The sequence below is a fragment of the Micromonospora sp. L31 genome (assembly GCF_052068075.1).
GTDB classification, from domain to species: Bacteria; Actinomycetota; Actinomycetes; order Mycobacteriales; family Micromonosporaceae; genus Micromonospora; species Micromonospora purpureochromogenes.
The window spans coordinates 189,934-211,031 of sequence record NZ_JBQHDC010000006.1; the positions used below are offsets into that span (position 1 = coordinate 189,934).

Below are 21,098 nucleotides of genomic sequence, written 5' to 3' on the forward strand. Positions count from 1 at the left end.
CCGGTTTCGCTAAAGGCCGAGCCCGCGCCCGATGATCTCCTTCATGATCTCGGTGGTGCCGCCGTAGATGGTCTGCACCCGCCCGTCCAGCCAGGCCTTCGCCACCGGGTACTCCAGCATGAACCCGTAGCCGCCGTGCAGCTGCACGCAGCGGTCGGCGACCTTGTTCTGCAGCTCGGTGGTCCACCACTTGGCCTTCGCGGCGTCGGTGACCGAGAGCCGGCCGGCGTTGAACTCGGCCACGCAGTGGTTGACGAAGGTGCGCGCGATGGTGACCTCGGTGTCCAGCTCCGCCAGCAGGAACCGGTTGTGCTGGAACCTGCCGATCGGCCGGCCGAACGCCTCCCGCGAGCGGGCGTAGTCGAGGGTCACCGCGAGCAGCTTCTCCGCCGCCGCCACCGCCGCGACGGCGATGCTGAGCCGTTCCCGGGGCAGGTTGGCCATCAGGTGGTAGAAGCCGTGGTTCTCGGTGCCGATCAGGTTCTCCGCCGGCACCCGGCAGTCGTCGAAGAAGAGCTCGGCGGTGTCGTTGGCCTTCAGGCCCACCTTCGCCAGCCGCCGGCCCCGGGTGAAGCCGGGGGTACCGGTCTCCACCGCGACCAGGCTGACCCCGTGCGCGCCCTGGTCCGGCGCGGTACGCACCACCACGATCACCAGGTCGGCCATCTCGCCGTTGGTGATGAACGTCTTCTGCCCGTTGAGCAGCCACCCGTCGCCGTCGCGGACCGCGCTGGTGCGGATCCCGGCCAGGTCGCTGCCGGCGCCCGGTTCGCTCATCGCGATCGCGGTGACCAGGTCACCCGAGCAGAACCCGGGCAGCCAGCGCTTGCGCTGCTCGTCGGTGGTCAGCTCGGTCAGGTACGGCGCCACCACGTCGTTGTGCAGGCCGAAGCCGAGCCCCGAACAGCCCGACGCGACGATCTCCTCGTCCAGCACCGCGTTGAACCGGAAGTCGCGCTGCCCGCCGCCGCCGTGGTCGGTGTCGACGTCCATGCCGAGCAGCCCCGCCGCGCCGGCCTTGCGCCACACCTCGCGGTCGACGATGCCGTCGGCCTCCCACCGGGGGTGGTGCGGCACCGCCTCGCGGGCCAGGAACTCCCGGCACAGGTCGCGGAACTCCTCGTGGACCGGTTCGTACAGATGCTGCTCCATGGCGGCCAGTGTGGCACCGCTCACCCGCGCTGCCCAGGGGGCGGTGGCAGGCGTTGCCAGCGGCTCACCCGGGGCGCTACCCGGCCAGTGCGCGGGCGCCGACGGTCAGGTCCTGCACCAGCCCCGCGTACGCGGCGTCCTGGTCGTCGGCGCGCAGCACGGCGGACGGGTGGATGGTGGCCAGCAGCTGCGCGGCCGGCGCGTCGGCCACCTTCCCGGCGCTGTCCACCGGGACCCGGACGAAGTCCTCCGGGCGTTGCGCGGCGGCCGGCCAGGGCAGCAGCTCGCCGCGCTGCTTGGTCACCCGGAACGCCGGGCCGAGCAGGGCCTTGGCGGCGGTCGCGCCGAGCACCACCACCAGATCCGGACGCAACCGGGAGAACTCCGCGACCAGCCAGGGCCGGCAGGCGGTGATGTGCACCCGGTCCGGCGTCTGGTGGATGCGCCGCTTCCCGCGCAGCTCGAACCTGAAGTGCTTTACGGCATTCGTCAAATAGATGTGCTTTGGGTCGATTCCGGCGTCGTCGACCGCTCGCCGCAACAGCCGGCCGGCCGGCCCGACGAAGGGCAGTCCTTTTTGATCTTCCATGTCGCCGGGCTGCTCGCCGACCAGGACCACCCGGGCGCTCTCGTCACCCCGGCCGAAGACCGTCTGCGAAGCGTCGCGGTACAGCTCGCAGCCCCGGCAACCGGCGGCCGCGGCGCGCAGCTCGTCGAGGGTGTCGGCCTGCGGCGGGATGAACTTCTGCGCACCGGGCGCGTCGGTCTCGGCCATGGCGAACTTTATATCCCGGATTCGCCGGCGACGCCGGGTGTGGCGCGGCCACTTACCCTCCGGAATGTCGACCATGCGCCTCGAGGACCAGTCGTGGTCACGCGGTGAACCGACCCGGCGGGGCCGGCCGGAGCGCCCGCGCGACCGCGTCGGCGACCGGCACCAGGTCGGCGTCGTCGAGCGCGCTGACGGTGATCCGGACCCCGGGCTCGGCACCGATCCGGTAGAGCGCGCCGGGCGCCACCGACCACCCGGCGTCGCGCAGCGCGGTGACCACACTGGTCTCGTCCGGCACCGGCAGCCAGATGTTGATGCCGCTGCGACCGCGCCCGGCCAGGCCCCGGGCGGCGAGCGCCGCCAGCAGCCCGGTACGTCGCCGCTCGTACTCCTCGCCGGAGCGGCGGACCAGCTCCGCGGTGGCCGGGTCACGCCAGAGCGAGAGCACGAGCCGTTGCAGCACGGTGGAGACCCAACCGGCGCCGACCCGGGCACGGCCGGCGACCCGGGACACCGTGGCCTCGTCGCCGGCCAGCACCGCCAGCCGCAGGTCGGGCCCGAACGGCTTGCTCACCGAGCGGACGAAGGCCCACGCCGGGGTCGCCCCGGCGAGCGGGTGCAGCGGCACCCGGGCCAGCTCGGCGGCATGGTCGTCCTCGATCAGCAGCAGGTCGGGGCGGCCGGCGAGCAGCTCCCGCAGGGCTCCGGCCCGCTCGGCGGAGACCGCGGCGCCGGTCGGGTTCTGCGCGCGGCTGGTCACCACCAACGCCCGGGCGCCGAGGGCCACGGCGTCGCGCACGCCGGCCTCGGTGGGCCCGTCGTCGTCCACCGGTACGCCGATCGGCCGCAGCCCGAGCGCGGCGACCAGGTCGAGCAGGTTGGCCCAGCCCGGGTCCTCCACCGCCACCGCGTCACCGGGCCGCAGGTGCGCGGCGAGCAGCCGCTCGATGCCGTCCAGCGCGCCCCCGGTCACGGTGATCTCCTCGGCCGGTACGCCGTCGGCGGCGAGCCGGTCCCGGGCCGCCTCGGCGAACGCGGGAAGCAGGGCGGTCGAGGCGTACCCGACGGGTGGGCCGATCTCGGCGGCCAGCGCGGCCAGGTGCGGGCCGAGCGGGGGCAGCAGCCGAGGGTCGGGGTACCCCTGGGAGAGGTCGCGGGTGCCGGGCGCGGGCGGCGGGTGCAGCGCGGCGCGCCGGCCGGTGACCGGGGGCCGGGGGCGCACCCGGGTGCCGTGGCGGCCGGCGGTCACGACCAGACCCCGCTGGCGCAGCTCCTGGTAGGCCCGGGCGACGGTGGCCGGGCTGACCCCCAACTCGGTGGCGAGCGCCCGGACGGCGGGCAGCGGACTGCCCGGGGCCAGCGCGTCGGCCCGGATGCCGGTTTCCACGCTCGCCGAAATGGCGGCCGACGTACTGCCACTGATCTGATAACGTACTGCCACAGTTAGCGGATTGTACTAGAACAAAGGTGGGATGTCGCATGTACGCCCCGACCCCGCGCACCACGGCCAGCCGCTCGCGTGACCGGATGAGCTACGACCCGGCCGCCGTGCACGCCGTGCTCGACGAGGCGTACCACTGCGTGCTCGGGTTCACCGTCGACGGCGAGCCCCGGCTGCTGCCCACCCTGCACGTGCGCATCGGCGACACCCTCTACCTGCACGGCTCCACCGGCAGCCGGCCGCTGCTCGCCGCCCGCGGTGACGACGGACTGCGGATCTGCGTCACCGTCACCCTGCTCGACGGGCTGGTCTACGCCCGCTCACAGTTCCACCACAGCGCCAACTACCGGTCGGTGGTCGCGCACGGCACCGCCCACCTGGTCACCGACGACGCAGAGAAGTCACGGATGCTGACCGCCCTGGTGGAGAAGGTCGCCGCCGGTCGCAGCGCGGACAGCCGCCCGCCGAGCCGCCGGGAGCTGGCCGAGACGGCCGTGCTGGCGCTGCCGCTGCGCGAGGTGTCGCTGCGGTCCCGCACCGGTGGGGTCCGCGACGACCCCGCCGACCTCGACCTGCCGTACTGGGCCGGGGTGGTGCCGCTGCGGCTGACCGCCGGGCTGCCGGAACCGGACGCGGGCGTCACCGCGCCGGTGCCGGCGGGACTGCGGACCGCCGGTTCGCCGTGGCGGGAGGCGGCGACCCTGCGGGGCGAGCACGTGCTGCTGGAGCCGCTGGACCTGGCCCACGCCGACGAGCTCTTCACCGCCACCGCCGAACCGGAGGTCTGGGCGCACCTCAGCCACCCGCTGCCCACCGACCCGGCCACCATGAGGGAGATCGTCGCGGGCGCGCTGGCGGCCGGGCACCGGGGCGAACGGGTGCCCTGGGTGCAGCGCTGCGCGCGGACGGGCGCGGTGGTCGGCACCACCTCGTACTACGACATCGACCCCGAGCGGCGGGCGGTCGCCATCGGCCACACCTGGCTCGGCCGGCCCTGGTGGCGCAGCGGGATCAACACCGAGGCCAAGCGGCTGCTGCTCAGCCGTGCCTTCGACGAGCTCGGCGCGGTCCGGGTGGCGTGGCACACCGACATCCGCAACACCCGCTCGCAGGCGGCGATCGAGCGTCTGGGCGCCACCCGGGAGGGCGTGCTGCGGATGCACCGGCAGCGCCCGGACGGCTCCTGGCGGGACACCGTGCAGTACGCGATGACCGTCGACGAGTGGCCGAACGCACAGGCCAGGCTCCGGGAAAGGCTTCGCCGTACGGCACCCGTGGCGTGATGATGGCGGGCGTGCTGGGCATCACCGACATCTGGACGTACGTGCTGGGGACCGTGGCGATCATTCTGCTGCCGGGGCCGAACTCGCTCTTCGTGCTCTCCACCGCCGCCAAGCGGGGGGTGGGGGCCGGCTACCGGGCCGCGGGCGGGGTGTTCGTCGGCGACGGGGTGCTGATGTTCCTCTCCGCCGCCGGGGTGGCGTCGCTGCTCAAGGCGTACCCGCCGCTCTTCCTGGTGATCAAGTACGCGGGTGCGGCGTACCTCGGGTATGTCGGGCTGACGATGCTGCGCGGCGCCTGGCGGCGCTGGCGTGACCGCAACGACCCGGCGGCGCCGCGGCTGATCGACGCCGCGGAGCCGGCGGCGATGCGCAGCCCGTTCCGCAAGGCGTTGGTGATCAGCCTGCTCAACCCGAAGGCGATCCTCTTCTTCATCTCGTTCTTCATCCAGTTCGTCGACCCCGGGTACGCCTGGCCGGCGCTGTCGTTCCTGCTGCTCGGGCTGATCGCCCAGGTCACCAGCGCGCTCTACCTGACCGCGTTGATCTTCATGGGCACCTTCCTGGCCGCCCAGTTCCGGCGCCGCCGGCGGCTGGCCGCGAGCGCGACCACCGGCGTCGGGGTGCTCTTCCTCGGCTTCAGCCTGAAGCTCGCCACCGCCTCGGTCTGACCCCGGCCGGGCGGTTGGTGTCGCGGGAGGCGCGGTCGGCGGCGGCGCCCCGGGTGCCGCCGCCCCCGCCGGGGTCTGGCGATCAACCGCCGTCGCCCCCACCTCGGTCGGGCGCCGGCGCAGGGCATCAGGTGCCGTCGCCACCACCGCCGCCGATGCCCCCGCCCCCGGCGGTGCCGCCGAGGCCGTAGCCGGGCGCGACCGGTTCGTCGGGATGGCGGCTGACGTGGGCGGACTCGGTGATCTTGGCGGACCGGTCGGCGTGCGAGGCGGCCGCCGCGTGCCGGTTGATCGCCACGCGCAGCCACCCGTCCACGACGGCCACCCAGTCCCGCTGGTCGGCACCGGTGTGCCAGATCCGGAAGCGGCTGATGCTCTGGTGGCTGATCCCGGTCAGCGACAGCCGGCGGTCCAGCCAGAGGACCACCTCCAGGCCGGCCGAGTTCGCCACGAAGATCACCTCCAGCTCGGTGATCGGGCCGGCGTAGAGCGGTCCCACCCAGTAGCCGACTCGCTGGTGCACCGGCAGCGCCTGCTCGACGCCGGGCAGCCGGCCGTGCGACAGGCCGGCCTGCCGGATCAGGAAGCCGAGCGTGTCCAGTGCGGCGAGGATGTGCTGCTGGGTGGGGAGCGGATGGACGAAGACCGGCACCATCGCCCCCTGGTCCAGCTCGGGGTCGACCGACACCTCGGTCCGGAGCCCGGTGCGCATGCTCATCAGGGGCACCCCGCCGAAGATCGTCACCGGGGTCTCCCAGGGCAGCGGCAGGGCGAAGTCGATCGCCCGGCGTCGCCCCGCCGGCACCACGAACCGGCCGCCGATGGGCACCTGGTGGTACTGCACCAGTCGCCGTGGACTGCGCGGATCGTCCGATTCCGCGGTGGCGACCAGGCCCAGCCGGACGTGCCGGATCGGCACGTCGTCCGGCCCGGCGGCGAGCGTCACCCGCCCCGGCAACCGCAGCCCCGGCCGGGTGCTCGGATTGGTCAGCGTGGTGCTCACCGAGAGCCCGGTCCACCCGGACTCCCGCGCCACCCCGGTCAGCCGCACGCCCGCGCTCCCCTCCCCTCGCCTCGCTCGGGGCTTTCCCACCCCCCGTCCCGGCACTCCCCGCCCGCGCGGCGGTCCGCCGCACTTCCCGAGCGCCCCGAGCGGCAGCCCGCCACGCACTTGCACTTTCGGGGAAAGAGTGGCCATTTCCCGCCCGATGGCCACGCTTTCTCCGAAGGTGCGCGGGTCTTGGGGGGAAGGGGGTGGGGACGAGGCCGGCCGCCGGGTCACGGGGAGCCGGCGGCCGGGCGGAAGGTGGGGTGGGCGTCAGCGCAGGCGTCGGCCGCGCGGGACCGGGTCGGTCTCGTCGTCGAACTCGCCGATGACCTCCTCCAGCAGGTCTTCGAGGGCCACGAAGCCGATCGGACGGGTGGGGCCGCCACCGTTGCGGACCAGCGCGAGCTGGGACTGGTCGGCGCGCATCGCGGCCACCGCCTCGGTGACCGAGGAGGTCGCCGGCAGGGTGAACGCCCGGGTCATCAGCTCGCCCGCCGTCGCCGGCCGGCCGGTGGTGACCGCCCGCACCGCCTCCCGTACGTGGACCAGGCCGCAGACCTCGCCGCCCGGGTCCAGCACGGCGAGCCGGGACCGGCCGCTGTCCCGGCTGACCTGCTCGATCCGGTCCGCGGTGTCGTCCCGGCGGACCGTGACGATCTCGTCGAAGGGCTCCATCACGTCCCGGACGGTGGTGCCCTGCAACTCCAGCATGCTGGTCAGCAGGTGGTGCTGCTCGGCGCCGAGCAGCCCGTGCTCGCGGGACTGCTCCAGCAGGATGCGCAGCTCGTCCGGGCCGTGCACCTGGGCGAGCTGGTCCTGCTGCTGCACCCCGAACAGCCGCAGCACCACGTTGGCCAGCGCGTTGAGCGCCGACAGCACCGGCCGGGCCACCCGGGCGAAGGCCCGGAACGGCAGCGCCAGCAGCAGCGCCGACCGCTCGGCATCGGTGATCGCCCACGATTTCGGGGCCATCTCCCCGACGACCAGGTGCAGGAAGGTCACCAGCGCCAGCGCGAAGACCAGCGCGACGGCGTGGCTGGCCGCGTCGGGCAGCCCCACCGTGTGCAGCAGCGGGCTGAGCAGGTGTTCGATCGCCGGCTCGGCCAGCGCGCCCAGCCCCAGGGTGCACAGCGTGATGCCGAGCTGCGCGCCGGCCAGCATCAGCGACAGCTCGCGGACGCCGTCCAGGGCCGCCCGCGCCGCCCGACCGCCACCGGCGGCCGCCTGCTCCAGGCGGTAGCGCTTGCTCGCCAACAGGGCGAACTCGGCGGCCACGAAGAAGCCGTTGAGCGCCAGCAGCAGCGCCGAGACCAGCAGTGCGACGCCGGGGCTCATGCCGCCACCTCCCCGCCGGGGGCCTCGCCGGCCATCCGCAGCCGCACCGAGTCGGCCACGTGCCGGTCCACGACGAGCACCTCGACCAGGGCGCGCTCGCGTGGCGCCTCGCCGTCGGCGGGCAGGCTGATCTCCAGCCGGTCACCCACCTCGGGCACCCGGCCCAGCTCCCGCATGACCAGCCCGGAGAGGGTGTCGTACTCGGGGGCCTCGGGCAGCGCGATGCCGGTGCTGTCGGCGACCTCGTCGATCCGCCAGCGGGCCGGCACCACCCAGGAGCCGTCCGCCTGCCGGGCGGGGGCGCGCTCCGGCGGGTCGTCCTCGTCGCGGATCGGGCCGACCAGTTCCTCGGCGATGTCCTCCAGCGAGATCACCCCGGCGAAGCCGCCGTACTCGTCGACCACGCAGGCCAGCTGCCGGTGCCCGGACCGCAGCCGGTCCAGCACCGTCGGCAGCGGCAGCGTCTCGGGCACCAGCAACGGGGGTACGGCCACCGCGCTGACCGGGGTGGTGGCGCGCCGCGCCGGGGGTACGCCGAGCACGTCGGCGATGCCGACCACGCCGACCAGGTCGTCCACGCCCTCGGCGCCGCGCACCGGGAAGCGGGAGTGGCCGGTGTCGAGCAGCTCGACGACCCGGCTGACCGGCTCGTGCGCCCGTACGGTGTGCACGTCGACCCGGGGCACCATGGCCTCCCCGGCGGTCAGCTCCCGGAAGTCGAGGCCCCGGTCGAGCAGGTCGGACATCTCGGCGTCGAGGTGCCCCTCCTCCCGGGACTCGGCGATGATCTGTTCCAGGTCCTCCGGGGTGGCGCCGCTGGGCAGCTCCTCGATCGGCTCGATGCCGACCCGGCGCAGCAGCCGCACCGCCGCCCGGTCGAAGAGCGTGATCAGCGGGCCGGCGACCTTCAGGTACATCAGGGTGGAGCGGCTCAGCGCCCGGGCCAGCGGCTCGGCGCGGGCGATGGCCAGGTTCTTCGGGGCGAGTTCACCGAGGACCATCTGCACCACGGTGGCGATGAGCAGGGCCAGCGCCACCGACAGCGGGAGGCTGACTGCGGTGGAGACACCGGCGCCGCCGAGCAGTTCGGCCAGCCCGGCGCCCAGGTACGGCTCGGCGACGTAACCGACCAGCAGGGCGGTCACGGTGATGCCGAGCTGGGCGCCGGAGAGCATGAACGAGAGCCGGCCGGTGACCTCCAGGGCCCGGGCGGCCGCCTGGTCACCCTCCTCGGCCTGTTGCTTGAGCCGGCCGCGGTCCACCGCGACGTAGCCGAACTCCTGGGCCACGAAGTAGCCGGTGGCGGCGGTGAGAACGATGATGAGTACGAGACCGACGACGATCAGCACGGGTCGCTCAGGGCTCCCGGGGACGTCGGGGCGAGGGGATGCCGGGCACAACCCGGCTGGCTACTGCTGCCCTCCTGGGCAGAGGAGTCGATCATGCGGCAATTCTATCTGTGGTCGCTGAATGCCCGCTGAAGGTGGGGACAAAGCCGCTGCTCATCCCCTATTTCCGGTGCTCGGCGAGTTCGTCCCGGTCCAGCAGCGTCCGGTCCACCCGCCCCGACCGGTACGCGGCCCGGCCGATCATCTGCGCGGCCACCGGCGCGGTGGCCAGTTGGAAGACGGCGACCAGCGCGATCATGCCGAGGTCGGCGGGGCTGCGCAGCCGCAACGCCAGCCCGAGCAGCAGGAGCAGCGCCCCGAGCACCTGCGGCTTGGTGGCGGCGTGCATCCGGTCCAGCACGTCCGGAAAGCGCAGCACCCCGATCCCGGCGACGAGGCTGAGCAGCGCCCCCGCCACCAGGGCGATCGCCCCCAGCCAGTCGGCGACCGTACCCGCGCTCACCGGGCAGCCTCTTCGTTCGCGACGCCGCCGTGCGCCGGCCGGGCCGGGACGGCGGGCAGCCGGGCCGGGCGCGTCACGCCTCCTCCCGGACGGCGAAGCGGACCAGGGCCACCGAGCCGACGAACCCGAGCAGCGAGAGCACCACCAGCACCGGCAGCGTGGTGGCGTGCCGGTTGATCGCGGCCTCCGCCCCGACCGCGCCGAGCATGATCGCGAGCAGCAGGTCGGCGGCGATCACCCGGTCCAGCAGCGACGGGCCCCGGTAGATCCGGGCCAGCGCCAGCAGCGCGGTGACCGAGAGCAGCACGGTGAGGACGACGGTGAGGACGACGGTCATGTGGACCTCCGGTCGACGGGATCGGTGGCGAGCAGGCGCACCTCGGCGTCGGAGCCGATCGCCCGGACGACGCGTTCCTCGACGGCGAGGACCCGGTCCCGGCTGTCGGACAGGTCCTCCGGACGCCGGACGTCCAGGACGTGCACGTAGAGGACGCCCGCGTCCCGGTCGATCTCGAGGATCAGGGTGCCGGGGACCAGCGAGAGCAGCTCGGCGGTGAGCGCCAGGTTGAGGTCGGTGCGCACCCGCAGGCGTACTCCGATGATCGCCCCGCGCGGCCGGTAGCCGGGGCGGACGGCGATCGCGGCGACGTGCACGCTGGCGTCGACCAGCTCGGCGACGAACGTCGTCAGCAGCACCAGCAGCGCCCGGGGCCGCAGCCGGCCGCCGAAGGAGACCGGCGGCAGCGGGAAGAACAGCAGCACCGCGACGCCGACCAGTGCCCCGCCGAGCAGGTTTCCCCAGGAGATCTCGCCCCAGAGCAGGTTCCAGACCGCGATCAGCCAGCCCAGGGCGATGGCCTGGTCGCGGCGGCGGCCGCCGCGCCGCGTAGGCGGTGACCCAGTGGTGTCCGGGGCGGTCACGGGGCACCGTCGGGCAGCACGGCCCGCACGTACGGGGTGCGCAGCCGCAGATCGGCCGCGGCGTCGGCGGTGACGCGGAACAGCGGACCGGCGGCGAGCGTGAACGTCAGGCCCAGCACCACCAGGGCGGCGGTGGCGCCCACCATCAGCTGCGGCAGCCGGACCACCGGTTCGTCGGTGGCCAGCCGGGGCGCCCGCCAGAACGCGATGTTCCACACCCGGGAGGCGGCGTAGAGGGTGAGCAGGCTGGTCGTCGTGCCGGCGGCGACCAGCACCCAGGGCAGCGGCCCGCCGACCGCCACGCCGGCCTGGAGCAGGCCGACCTTGCCGAGGAAGCCGGAGAAGGGCGGGATGCCGGCGAGGTTCATCGCCGGGACGAAGAAGAGGACCGCCAGCAGCGGGGCGATCCGGGCCAGGCCGCCGATCCGGCGCAGGTCGGTGCTGCCGGCGCGCTCCTCGACCAGCCCGGCGACGAGGAAGAGCGTGGTCTGGATGGTGATGTGGTGCACCACGTAGAAGATCGCGCCGGAGAGCGCGGCGGCGGTGCTCAGTGCCACCCCGTAGATCATGTAGCCGATGTGGCTGACCAGCGTGAACGAGAAGAGCCGCTTCATGTCCGACTGCGCCACCGCGCCGAGCACGCCGACCACCATCGTCAGCCCGGCCACCACCATGAGCAGGCCGGAGACCTGCCCGCCGGGGAAGAGCAGCGTCTCGGTCCGGATGATCGCGTAGACGCCGACCTTGGTGAGCAGGCCGGCGAAGACCGCGGTCACCGGGGCCGGCGCGGTCGGGTAGCTGTCCGGCAGCCAGGCGGAAACGGGAAAGACCGCCGCCTTGATGCCGAAGGCGAGCAGCAGCATCAGCTGCAACCCCAGCCGTACGCCGTCCGGCAGCGCGTCGAGGCGGGTGGCGAGCTGGGCCAGGTTGAGGGTGCCGGTGGCGGCGTACACCAGGCTGACCGCGACCAGGAAGATCATCGAGGAGAGGATGCCGACCACGACGTACGTCGAGCCGGTGCGGATCCGGGCCTCGGTGCCGCCCAGGGTGATCAGTACGAAGCTGGCGGCCAGCAGCATCTCGAAGCCGACGAAGAGGTTGAACAGGTCCCCGGCGAGGAAGGCGTTGGTGATACCGGCGGTCAGCACCAGGTAGGTCGGGTGGTAGATGCTCACCGGCGCGGATTCGCTGGTCTCGCTGCGGCCCTGGCCGATGGAGTAGATCAGCACGCAGAGGGTGACCGCCGAAGAGACCACCAGCATCAGCGCGGCCAACTGGTCGGCGACCAGCACGATCCCCACCGGCGCCGGCCACCCGCCCACCTGCGTCACCACCGGCCCGTGCCGGTACGCCTGCACCAGCAGCGCCACCGCGAGAACCAGGTTGCCGGTGAGCGCGACCACGCTGACCGTGCGCTGCACCCGGGGCAGGTTGGCCAGGATCAGGGTCAGCGCGGCGCCGAGCAGCGGCACCACCACCGGCAGCGGCAGGAGTCGGTTCACTGCCGCCCACCCCGTCGGCGCAGCCGGCGTCGGGCGGGCCCCGGGTCCACCTGCTCCGGGTCGTCGTTCGGCCCCTCCCCGCCGAGGTCGGCGTCGAGCACCTCGTTGCGCTCGGCGAGCTGCACGATCTGGCGGTCCTCCAGGTCGTCCTGCACCTCGTCGTCGCCGCCGAGATACCAGCTGCGGTAGGCGACCGCCGCGAGGAACGCGGTCAGCCCGAAGGTGATCACGATGGCGGTGAGCACCATGGCCTGGACCAGCGGGTCGCTGAACTCCGCCACCTCGGCGGTGCCGACCACCGGCGCCGCGCCGGACCGGCCGCCGAGCAGGATGAGCAGGTTCACCCCGTTGCCGAGCAGGATGACGCCGAGCAGGATCCGGGTCAGGCTGCGCTCCAGCAGCAGGGTCACCCCGGTGGCCGCGAGCACGCCGACGGCGAGCACCAGCACCAGGGTCGGCCCCGCGCCGCCCTGCCTCACCCCGACTCCCCCTCCCGCTCGACGACGAGCCCCCGCTCGGACCTGCCGGCCGCCTCGATGTGCCGGTCCACCTCGGCGCCGAGGCTGCGCAGGATGTCCAGCACCAGCCCGACCACGACCAGGTAGACGCCGACGTCGAAGAAGAGCGAGGTGACCAGGTACGGCTCGCCCAGCCAGGGCAGCGGCAGGTTCACCTTGGCGCTCTCCAGCACGTCGCCGGTGGTCAGCAGGGACACCACACCGCCGCCGACGGAGATCGCCAGCCCGGCGCCGAGCACCGTGCCCGCGCCGACCGGGGCACCCTCGGCCAGCTCGTACCGGCCGCCGGCGAGGTAGCGCAGGGTCAGCGCCAGACTCGCCACCAGGCCGCCGGCGAAGCCGCCGCCGGGGGCGTTGTGGCCGGAGAAGAGCAGGAAGAACGAGAAGAGCACCATGGTGTGGAAGATCAACCGGGTGACCACCTCGAAGACGATCGAGCGGCGCCGCTCGTGCAGGGTCGGGCCACCGCTGAGCCAGACCGGCCCGGTGTCCCGCCGGGGCGCCCGCGACGGTTCGCCCCGGCGCGGTCGAGGGCCGGTGCGGGACCGCTCGAAGATCAGGCTGGCCACCCCGGTCGCGGCCACCACCAGCACCGCGAGCTCGCCCATGGTGTCCCAGGCCCGGATGTCGACCAGGGTCACGTTGACGACGTTGCGGCCGTACCCCTCGACCACCGCGAGATCGGGGAAGGCCAGCGAGATCGGCGCGGCGGTCCGGGAGCCGGCGGCGGCCAGGGCGAGGCCGGCGAGGACCACCCCGACGCCGACGCCGACCAGCCGCCGCGCCCACCGGCTGCGGCGCAGCGGTCGGGCGGAGAAGCGTTCCGGCAACCGGCGCAGCACCAGCACGAAGACGGCGATGGTCGCCGTCTCCACCAGGAACTGGGTCAGTGCCAGGTCGGGCGCGCCGTAGAGGACGAAGAGCATCGCGGTGCCGTAGCCGGTCACCCCCACCAGCAGCATCGCGGTCAGCCGCCGGCGGGCGCGGACCGCCAGCAGCGCCGCGACCGCGACGACGAGGGTGACCACCAGTTGCAACGGGCTGTCCCAGAGCGCGATCCGCTCGCGCCAGGGGCGGGCGGCCAGCAGCGTCGCGCCGGGCACCAGTACCAGGGCGAGCAGCATCGCGCCCAGGTACTGCGGCAGGGAACCGCGCTGGGTGGCGCCGGTGACCTCGATGGCGAGCCGGTCGAAGCGGTGGGTGACCCACTCGTACCCCTGGTTGCCGCCGACCGGCGCGCGCAGCCGGGCCAGCGCGGGCGCGAGCGGGCCGCGCACCGCGTGCAGCACGTAGCCGCCGGCCAGCGCCACCGCCGACAGGCCGAGCGCGGGGGTCAGGCCGTGCCAGAGCGCCAGGTGCTCGTGCGGTGCGCCGAACAGCTCCGCGTAGGGGCGCAGCGGCCCCTCCAGCCCGGCCACGGCGGGACCGGCGACGAGCCCGCCCACGGCGAGCAGGGCCGGCGGCAGCAGCATCGGCACGGGCACCGGGTCGGGCTCGGTCGGCTCGACGCCCGGCCGGGTGGCGAAGGCGCCCCAGAGGAGCCGGATGCTGTACGCGACGGTGAGGGTGGTGCCGACGACCAGCCCGGCGAGGACGACCGGCCGCTCGGCCAGCGCGGTGAAGACCGCCTCCTTGCCGACGAAGCCGAGCAGCGGCGGCACCCCGGCCATGGAGGCGGCGGCGAGCGCGGCCACCGCGGCGAGCACCGGCGCCCGTCGCCCCAGCCCGGACAGCTCCCGCAGGTCACGGGTGCCGACCTCGTGGTCGATGATGCCCACGACAAGGAAGAGCGCCGCCTTGAACAGGGCGTGCGCCAGCAGCATCACCACCCCGGCGAGCGCGGCGTCCGGGCTGCCGGCGCCGAGCACCACCGCCAGCAGTCCGAGCTGGCTGACCGTGCCGTACGCCAGCAGCAGCTTCAGGTCGCACTGCCGCAGCGCCGCCCAGCCGCCGGCGATCATCGTGACCAGGCCGAGGGTGAGCACCACCGGTCGCCACGGCCCGACGCCGGCCAGCACCGGGGCGAGCATTCCGATCAGGTAGATCCCCGCCTTGACCATGGCCGCCGCATGCAGGTATGCGCTGACCGGTGTGGGCGCGGCCATCGCCACCGGCAGCCAGGCGTTGAACGGCACGATCGCCGACTTGGCGAGCGCGCCGGTCAGGATCAGCAGTACCGCGACGACCAGCGCGGCGCCGCCGGGCAACGGCGCGCCGGCGATCTCCGACCAGCGGTAGCTGCCCGCGTGCTCGCCGAGGATCAGGAAGCCGACCAGCATGGCCAGGCCGCCCAGGGTGGTGACGGTCAGCGCCTGGGCCGCCGCCCAGCGGCTGGCCCGCCGCTCGGTGCTGTGGCCGATCAGCAGGTAGGAGAAGACCGTGGTCAGCTCCCAGAAGACGTACAGCAGCAGCAGGTCGTCGGCGAGGACCAGGCCGAGCATCGCGCCGGCGAAGGCGACCAGCACCGCGACGAACCGGACCAGGCCGGCGGAGTCGGGGGCGAAGTACCGGCCGCAGTAGATCAGCACCAGCGCGCCGACGCCGCCGACCAGCAGGGTCATCAGCCAGGACAGCGTGGTCAGCCGCAGCGCCACGTCGACGTCGAGCTGGTCGATCCAGTGGTACGTCTCGACGACCGCACCGCCGTCGCGGACCGTCGGCGTACGGGTCAGCGCCCAGCCGAACGCGGCGGCCGGCGCCAGCGCGAGCGGGTAGCAGGCGCGCGGACCCCACCGCCGGACCAGCAGCGGCGCGGCGAGAGCCGCCGCAAGGTGGAGGAGCAGCAGTACGAGCACGCGTCCTCCCCCGGTCGAGCTGGCGGCGCGCGCCGGGAGGAATGTCCCGGTCTGCACCGATCAGACGCCAGATCGCCGGTCGAGGGGGCGTTTTGCGGAAATCGCCCGCCGTCGCCGTGCTTCAGGGCGAGGGTGGCAGGCACCCCCGCTGGCTCCTGTGGAGCTGATGTCGTGAACGACTCAGCCGCGCGGCTGACCCGCTCGGCCGGTCAGCGCAGCGCGACGTCGCCGGCCGGCACGGCGGCCTCCCGGGGCGGCCGGTCCCGCCGGGTCTCGACCAGCAGGTCGGGGCGGCCGAGCTGGACGACGACCTTGTTGACCACGCGCTGGGCGGCGGCGAGCGAACGGACCGAGAGCAGGTTGCCCCGGCTCTCCCGGCGCAGCACGAAGTAGTGCACGGCGGCCCGCACCTGACCCCGATCGGCCGCGCTGGCCTGGGCGGTGGAGACGACCAGCTCGCGCAGCGAACGGGCGAGCCGCTCGGCGAGCTCCAGCTCGGGGCCGCGCAGACTGCCCCGGACGGCGGCGAGGTGACTGTCGACCTTCCGGATGAGCACGTCGGTGGCGGGCGCGAAGCCGGGCTCCTCGACGGTCATCCGATCCCCTCCACCCGACGCTGCGTTGCGAGTGAAGTTACTTTATGTTGCGCGTCACAAGCAAGCAGTTAGTTAAGACTTAACACGTCAAGCCGCTCATCCGACCCGTAAGCAGTCGCAGCCGGACAGACCGCGTCCGCGCCCGGCCGGATGTCACACCGACCGGGCAGGATGGAAGGCGTGACAGAGCAGGTGGGCGGGGCCGACGGCGCGCGGGCGATGGCCGGCTTCGGCGCGGCGACCCGGGAGTGGTTCACGGCCGCCTTCGCCGCGCCCACCCCGGCGCAGACCGGCGCCTGGCGGTCGGTGGCCGCCGGGCGCAACGCGCTGGTGGTCGCGCCGACCGGTTCCGGCAAGACGCTCGCCGCCTTCCTCTGGTCGCTGGACCGGCTGGCCAAGGAGCCGCCGCCCGCCGAGGTGCGGCAGCGCTGCCGGGTGCTCTACGTCAGCCCGCTCAAGGCGCTCGCGGTCGACGTCGAGCGCAACCTGCGCGCCCCGCTCGCCGGCATCCGCCAGGCGGCCACCCGACTCGGCATCGCACCCCCGGAGATCACCGTCGGGATGCGCACCGGCGACACTCCCGCCGACGAGCGGCGGGCCTTCGCCCGCACCCCGCCGGACATCCTGATCACCACGCCGGAGTCGTTGTTCCTGCTGCTCACCTCCGCCGCTCGGGATTCGCTGCGCGGCGTCGAGACGGTGATCGTCGACGAGGTGCACGCGGTCGCCGGCACCAAACGCGGCGCGCACCTGGCGCTCTCCCTGGAACGCCTCGACGAGCTGTTGGAGACCCCCGCCCAGCGGATCGGCCTCTCCGCCACCGTCCGGCCGATCGACGCGTGCGCCCGGTTCCTCGGCGGCGCCCGCCCGGTCGACGTGGTGCAGCCGGCCAGCACCAAGACCATCGAGGTGAGCGTCCAGGTCCCGGTGGAGGACATGACCCGCCTCGACGAGCAGGAGCCGCCGGAGGACGACCTGGGCGGCCCGGGGCCGCGCCGGGCGTCGATCTGGCCGGCCGTCGAGGAACGGGTCTTCTCGCTGATCCGGGCGCACCGGTCGACCATCGTGTTCACCAACTCCCGGCGCAGCGCCGAGCGGCTCTGCGCCCGCCTCAACGAGCTCGCCGCCGACGAACTGGCGGCCGCGAGCGCCCCCGACGGCACGCCGGAAACGGGGTCCGAGGCCTGGGGCGGGCCGGTCGGGCCGCTCCGGGCCAATCGGCCGCCGGCCGAGGTGATGGCCCAGTCGGGCGCGGCGGTCGGCGCGCCGCCGGTGATCGCCCGCGCCCACCACGGCAGCGTGTCGCGCGAGGAGCGCAAGCACATCGAGGAGGCGCTCAAGTCCGGTCAGCTCCCCGCCGTGGTGGCCACCTCCAGCCTGGAGCTCGGCATCGACATGGGCGCGGTCGACCTGGTGGTGCAGATCGAGGCGCCGCCCAGCGTCGCGGCCGGCCTGCAACGGGTCGGCCGGGCCGGGCACCAGGTCGGCGCGGTCTCCCGGGGCGTGGTCTTCCCCAAGCACCGGGGCGACCTGCTCTCCTGCACGGTGGTCGCCGAGCGGATGGCCGAGGGCGCCATCGAGGAGCTGCACTACCCGCGCAACCCGCTGGACGTGCTGGCCCAGCAGGTCGTCGCGATGGTGGCCCTGGAGCCGTGGCGGGTCGGCGACCTGGCGGTGCTGGTCCGCCGGGCCGCCCCCTTCGCCGAGCTGCCCGACTCCGCGCTGCACGCCGTCCTCGACATGCTCTCCGGGCGCTACCCGTCCACCGCCTTCGCCGAGCTGCGCCCCCGGCTGGTCTGGGACCGCGCCGCCGACGTGCTCACCGGCCGGCCCGGGGCCCAGCGGCTGGCCGTCACCAGCGGCGGCACCATTCCCGATCGAGGGCTGTTCGGGGTCTTCCTGGCCGGCGCGGAACGCGCCGCCCGGGTCGGCGAGCTGGACGAGGAGATGGTCTACGAGTCGCGGGTCGGCGACGTCTTCCTGCTCGGCTCCTCCTCCTGGCGGATCGAGGAGATCACCCCCGACCGGGTGCTGGTCTCCCCCGCCCCCGGCCAGGCCGCCCGGATGCCGTTCTGGAAGGGCGACCAGCTCGGCCGGCCGGTGGAGCTGGGTCGGGCCATCGGCGCCCGGGTGCGGGCCCTGCTGCGGCAGAGCGACGAGACCGCGGTCGCCGCGCTGCGCGCCGGCGGGCTGGACGACTGGGCCGCCGGCAACCTGATGGCGTACCTGCGCGAGCAGAAGGCCGCGACCCGCTCGCTGCCGGACGACCGCACGGTGGTGATCGAACGGTTCCGCGACGAGCTGGGCGACTGGCGGCTCGCCGTGCACAGCGTGCTCGGCGCCAGGGTCAACGGGCCCTGGGCGCTGGCCATCGGCCGCCGGCTCGCCGAGCGGTACGGGATGGACGCCCAGGTCATGCCCGCGGACGACGGCATCGTGGTGCGGCTGCCCGACACCGCCGAGGAGCCGCCCGGCGCCGACGTGGTGGTCTTCGAGCCCGACGAGATCGCCCAGCTGGTCGAGGAGTCCGTCGGCACCTCCGCGCTCTTCGCGTCCCGGTTCCGCGAGTGCGCCGCCCGGTCGCTGCTGCTGCCCCGCCGCGACCCGCGCCGCCGCCAGCCGCTCTGGCAGCAGCGGCAGCGCGCCGCGCAACTGCTCGACGTCGCCCGCGAGTACGCCGACTTCCCGGTCACCCTGGAGGCCGCCCGGGAATGCCTCCAGGACGTCTTCGACCAGCCGGCCCTGGCGGAGCTGATGCGCGACCTGACCGCCCGCAAGGTGCGCCTGGTCGAGGTGGAGACCGACCGCCCGTCGCCGTTCGCCCGCTCACTGCTCTTCGGCTACGTCGGCGCCTTCCTCTACGAGGGCGACGCCCCACTCGCCGAGCGCCGGGCCGCCGCGCTGGCGCTCGACTCGGCCCTGCTCGGCGAGCTGCTCGGCCGGGTCGACCTGCGCGAGCTGCTGGACCCGGCGGTGCTCGCCGAGACCGAACGGCAGTTGCGCTGGCTCACCGAGCAGCGCCGCCCCCGCGACGCGGAGGACGTCGTCGAACTGCTCCGGGTGGTGGGCGACCTCGCCGAGGTGGAGCTGGCCGAGCGGGGCGCGCCGCTGCCCTGGCTGACCGAGCTGGAGGCCGCCCGCCGGGTGCTGCGGGTCCGGGTCGCCGGCGAGGAACGCTGGGTGGTCGTCGAGGACGCCGCCCGGCTCCGCGACGCGCTCGGCGTGGCGCTGCCGGTCGGGGTGGCCGAGGCGTACCTGGCGCCGGTGGCCGACCCGCTCGGCGACCTGGTCGCCCGGTACGCCCGCACCCACGGGCCGTTCGCGGCGGCGACCTGCGCCGCCCGGTTCGGGCTCGGGGTGTTCGTGGTGGAGCAGGCGCTGCGCCGGCTCGCCGCCACCGGGCGGGTGGTCTCCGGGGAGTTCGCCCCGGACACCGTCGGCACCCAGTGGTGCGACGCCGAGGTGCTGCGGCTGCTGCGCCGGCGGAGCCTGGCCGCGCTGCGCCGGGAGATCGAGCCGGTGCCGCCCCGGGCCCTCGCGGCGTTCCTGCCCCGCTGGCAGCAGGTCGGCTCGTCGGCGCGGGGCGTGGAGGCGCTGGCCGCCACCATCGAACAGGTGCAGGGGGCGGCGGTGCCGGCGTCCGCGCTGGAACGGCTGGTGCTGCCCGCCCGGGTCGCCGACTACTCCCCCGCCCAGCTCGACGAACTCTGCGCCAGCGGCGAGGTGGTCTGGGCCGGCGCCGGGGCGATCTCCGGCGGCGACGGCTGGGTCACCCTCGCGTACGCGGACACCGCGCCGCTGCTGCTGCCGCCGCCGGACGAGGCGCTGACCCTCACCCCGCTGCACGAGGCGGTCCTCGACGCCCTCGCCGAGGGGCAGGCGCTCTTCTTCCGCTCCCTGTCGGACCGGGTCGGCGCCACCGACGACGCGGTGCTGACCGGTGTGATCTGGGATCTGGTCTGGGCCGGTCACCTCACCAACGACACCCTCGCCCCACTGCGGGCCGTGCTCGGCGGCGGCGGGGCGCACCGGTCCCGGCCGTCCGCGCCGCGCACCCGCTACCGCCGCCCGGGCCGGGTCGCGCTGCCCACCCGGGGTGGCCCGCCGACCGTGGCCGGGCGCTGGTCCCGGCTGCCGGAGCGCGACACCGACCCGACCCGACGTTCCGCCGCGCTGGCCGACCTGCTGCTCGAACGGCACGGGGTGGTGACCCGGGGCGCGGTGATGGCCGAGCAGGTGGTCGGCGGCTTCGCCGCGGTCTACCCGGTGCTCTCCGCCCTGGAGGAGCGCGGCGCGGCCCGGCGCGGCTACTTCGTGGAGGGGCTGGGCGCGGCCCAGTTCGCCGTGCCCGGGGCGGTGGACCGGATCCGGGCCCTGGCCGACCCGGTCGACGGGGCGCGGGGCCGGGGCGGTCCGGCCGTGGTGCTCGCCGCCACCGACCCCGCCAACCCGTACGGGGCGGCGCTGCCCTGGCCGGAACGGGTGGTGGACTCCGGGGACGGGGTCGCCCCGGCGACCGGGCACCGGGCCGGGCGCAAGGCCGGTGCGCTGGTGGTGCTGGTGGACGGGGACCTGGTGCTCTACGTGGAGCGGGGCGGCCGGACGATCCTGTCGTTCGCCGACGACGCCGAAGCACTGGCCGCGGCCGGCAAGGCGCTCGCCGACGCGGTGCACTCCGGCGCGCTGGGGGCGATGTCGGTGGAGCGGGCCGACGGCGAGGCGGTGCGGTCCTCGCCGCTGCGCGACGCGCTGACCGCCGCCGGCTTCCGCGCCACCCCACGCGGGCTGCGGCTGCGCGGCTGACCCCGGGCTGTTCCGCCCTGCCACCGCGGTGCGACGGGCGGGCCGCACCGCCGCTGGTCTGGTCGCCCGCGTCGGCGGACCACCGCGGTGCGACGGGGCGGGCCGCACTGCCGCTGGTCTGCTCGCCCGGGCCGGCGGACCACCGCGTGCGAAGGGCGGGGCGCACCGCCGCTGGTCTGCCCGACCGGGCCGGCGGTCGACACGCTGGGCGACACCGTTACTGGGCGGCACCGTCACCGCAGCGCTTCTCGACCGCGCCCGGCCAGCGGCGGTCGGCACGGCGAACGTGATACCTCAGAGGCATATCGATACCTCTGAGGTATCACGCTCACGGGGATGTCCGCCGCCAGCGCAGCCTTGAACCGACGACCGGCGACCGGCGACCGGCGACCGCTTGCCGGCGTCCGGAGCGG

At 74.7% G+C, this 21,098-nt stretch carries 15 protein-coding genes and 1 pseudogene; 3 read left to right on the forward strand and 13 right to left on the reverse strand.

The features are described from left to right. Window positions 1-9: 9 nt before the first annotated feature. The 3 genes from ACTMS9_RS18355 to ACTMS9_RS18365 all read right to left on the reverse strand — a co-directional run bounded on the left by ACTMS9_RS18355 (window position 10) and on the right by ACTMS9_RS18365 (window position 3,365). The gene (locus tag ACTMS9_RS18355; RefSeq protein ID WP_441144308.1) at window positions 10-1,152 is read right to left on the reverse strand and encodes an acyl-CoA dehydrogenase family protein; all 1,143 of its coding nucleotides are present in this window, start codon (window positions 1,150-1,152) and stop codon (window positions 10-12) included. Between the two features lie 76 nt (window positions 1,153-1,228). Then, a complete protein-coding gene (locus ACTMS9_RS18360) occupies window positions 1,229-1,927 on the reverse strand; it encodes a UdgX family uracil-DNA binding protein (protein WP_357610886.1) in 699 nt (232 codons plus the stop codon). A 97-nt stretch (window positions 1,928-2,024) separates the two neighbouring features. After that, window positions 2,025-3,365, reverse strand: a complete 1,341-nt coding sequence (locus tag ACTMS9_RS18365) for an aminotransferase class I/II-fold pyridoxal phosphate-dependent enzyme (RefSeq protein ID WP_441165556.1) — start codon at window positions 3,363-3,365, stop codon at window positions 2,025-2,027. Between the two features lie 38 nt (window positions 3,366-3,403). Here ACTMS9_RS18365 and ACTMS9_RS18370 point away from each other — a divergent pair, with 38 nt between their 5' ends. Beyond that, window positions 3,404-4,648, forward strand: a complete 1,245-nt coding sequence (locus ACTMS9_RS18370; RefSeq protein WP_441144313.1) for a bifunctional pyridoxamine 5'-phosphate oxidase family protein/GNAT family N-acetyltransferase — start codon at window positions 3,404-3,406, stop codon at window positions 4,646-4,648. After that, window positions 4,648-5,316 (forward strand): leucine efflux protein LeuE, encoded by a 669-nt coding sequence (gene leuE, locus ACTMS9_RS18375; protein WP_280836540.1) that lies wholly within the window; start codon window positions 4,648-4,650, stop codon window positions 5,314-5,316. The genes ACTMS9_RS18370 and leuE overlap by 1 nt, the downstream gene beginning before the upstream one ends. Before the next feature lie 127 nt (window positions 5,317-5,443). Here the strand turns inward: leuE and ACTMS9_RS18380 are convergent, their stop codons facing one another. From ACTMS9_RS18380 to ACTMS9_RS18425, 10 genes and pseudogenes are all read right to left on the reverse strand, one after another. Next, complete coding sequence (locus ACTMS9_RS18380) at window positions 5,444-6,367, reverse strand: sporulation protein (protein ID WP_441165557.1); 924 nt, start codon at window positions 6,365-6,367, stop codon at window positions 5,444-5,446. A gap of 267 nt (window positions 6,368-6,634) precedes the next feature. Continuing rightward, complete coding sequence (locus ACTMS9_RS18385; RefSeq protein WP_441165558.1) at window positions 6,635-7,699, reverse strand: hemolysin family protein; 1,065 nt, start codon at window positions 7,697-7,699, stop codon at window positions 6,635-6,637. Next, complete coding sequence (locus ACTMS9_RS18390) at window positions 7,696-9,048, reverse strand: hemolysin family protein (RefSeq protein ID WP_357613697.1); 1,353 nt, start codon at window positions 9,046-9,048, stop codon at window positions 7,696-7,698. The genes ACTMS9_RS18385 and ACTMS9_RS18390 overlap by 4 nt, the downstream gene beginning before the upstream one ends. A 160-nt stretch (window positions 9,049-9,208) precedes the next feature. Beyond that, window positions 9,209-9,550, reverse strand: coding sequence for a monovalent cation/H(+) antiporter subunit G (gene mnhG / locus ACTMS9_RS18395; protein ID WP_441165559.1), 342 nt, complete (start codon window positions 9,548-9,550; stop codon window positions 9,209-9,211). A 73-nt stretch (window positions 9,551-9,623) separates the two neighbouring features. Next, on the reverse strand, window positions 9,624-9,887 hold the full coding sequence (locus ACTMS9_RS18400) for a monovalent cation/H+ antiporter complex subunit F (protein ID WP_280836446.1): 264 nt from the start codon (window positions 9,885-9,887) through the stop codon (window positions 9,624-9,626). Beyond that, window positions 9,884-10,471, reverse strand: a complete 588-nt coding sequence (locus ACTMS9_RS18405; protein ID WP_441144323.1) for a Na+/H+ antiporter subunit E — start codon at window positions 10,469-10,471, stop codon at window positions 9,884-9,886. The genes ACTMS9_RS18400 and ACTMS9_RS18405 overlap by 4 nt, the downstream gene beginning before the upstream one ends. Continuing rightward, window positions 10,468-11,973, reverse strand: coding sequence for a Na+/H+ antiporter subunit D (locus ACTMS9_RS18410; protein WP_441144325.1), 1,506 nt, complete (start codon window positions 11,971-11,973; stop codon window positions 10,468-10,470). The genes ACTMS9_RS18405 and ACTMS9_RS18410 overlap by 4 nt, the downstream gene beginning before the upstream one ends. Continuing rightward, on the reverse strand, window positions 11,970-12,452 hold the full coding sequence (locus tag ACTMS9_RS18415) for a Na(+)/H(+) antiporter subunit C (RefSeq protein ID WP_441144327.1): 483 nt from the start codon (window positions 12,450-12,452) through the stop codon (window positions 11,970-11,972). The genes ACTMS9_RS18410 and ACTMS9_RS18415 overlap by 4 nt, the downstream gene beginning before the upstream one ends. Next, the gene (locus ACTMS9_RS18420; protein ID WP_441144329.1) at window positions 12,449-15,286 is read right to left on the reverse strand and encodes a Na+/H+ antiporter subunit A; all 2,838 of its coding nucleotides are present in this window, start codon (window positions 15,284-15,286) and stop codon (window positions 12,449-12,451) included. The genes ACTMS9_RS18415 and ACTMS9_RS18420 overlap by 4 nt, the downstream gene beginning before the upstream one ends. Before the next feature lie 238 nt (window positions 15,287-15,524). Beyond that, window positions 15,525-15,882 (reverse strand): annotated as a pseudogene (locus ACTMS9_RS18425) (hypothetical protein); the annotation flags it as partial. Between the two features lie 219 nt (window positions 15,883-16,101). On the opposite strand from ACTMS9_RS18425, the gene ACTMS9_RS18430 reads away from it, so the two are divergent. After that, window positions 16,102-20,685, forward strand: coding sequence for an ATP-dependent helicase (locus ACTMS9_RS18430; protein WP_441165663.1), 4,584 nt, complete (start codon window positions 16,102-16,104; stop codon window positions 20,683-20,685). The last annotated feature ends 413 nt before the right edge of the window (window positions 20,686-21,098 follow it).

Coding starts and splice junctions, on each gene's coding strand:
- ACTMS9_RS18385 (WP_441165558.1), bottom strand. CDS start 7,699: ATGAGCCCCGGCGTCGCACTGCTGGTCTCGGCGCTGCTGCTGGCGCTC.
- ACTMS9_RS18360 (WP_357610886.1), bottom strand. CDS start 1,927: ATGGCCGAGACCGACGCGCCCGGTGCGCAGAAGTTCATCCCGCCGCAG.
- ACTMS9_RS18355 (WP_441144308.1), bottom strand. CDS start 1,152: ATGGAGCAGCATCTGTACGAACCGGTCCACGAGGAGTTCCGCGACCTG.
- ACTMS9_RS18400 (WP_280836446.1), bottom strand. CDS start 9,887: ATGACCGTCGTCCTCACCGTCGTCCTCACCGTGCTGCTCTCGGTCACC.
- leuE (WP_280836540.1), top strand. CDS start 4,648: ATGATGGCGGGCGTGCTGGGCATCACCGACATCTGGACGTACGTGCTG.
- ACTMS9_RS18430 (WP_441165663.1), top strand. CDS start 16,102: ATGGCCGGCTTCGGCGCGGCGACCCGGGAGTGGTTCACGGCCGCCTTC.
- ACTMS9_RS18370 (WP_441144313.1), top strand. CDS start 3,404: ATGTACGCCCCGACCCCGCGCACCACGGCCAGCCGCTCGCGTGACCGG.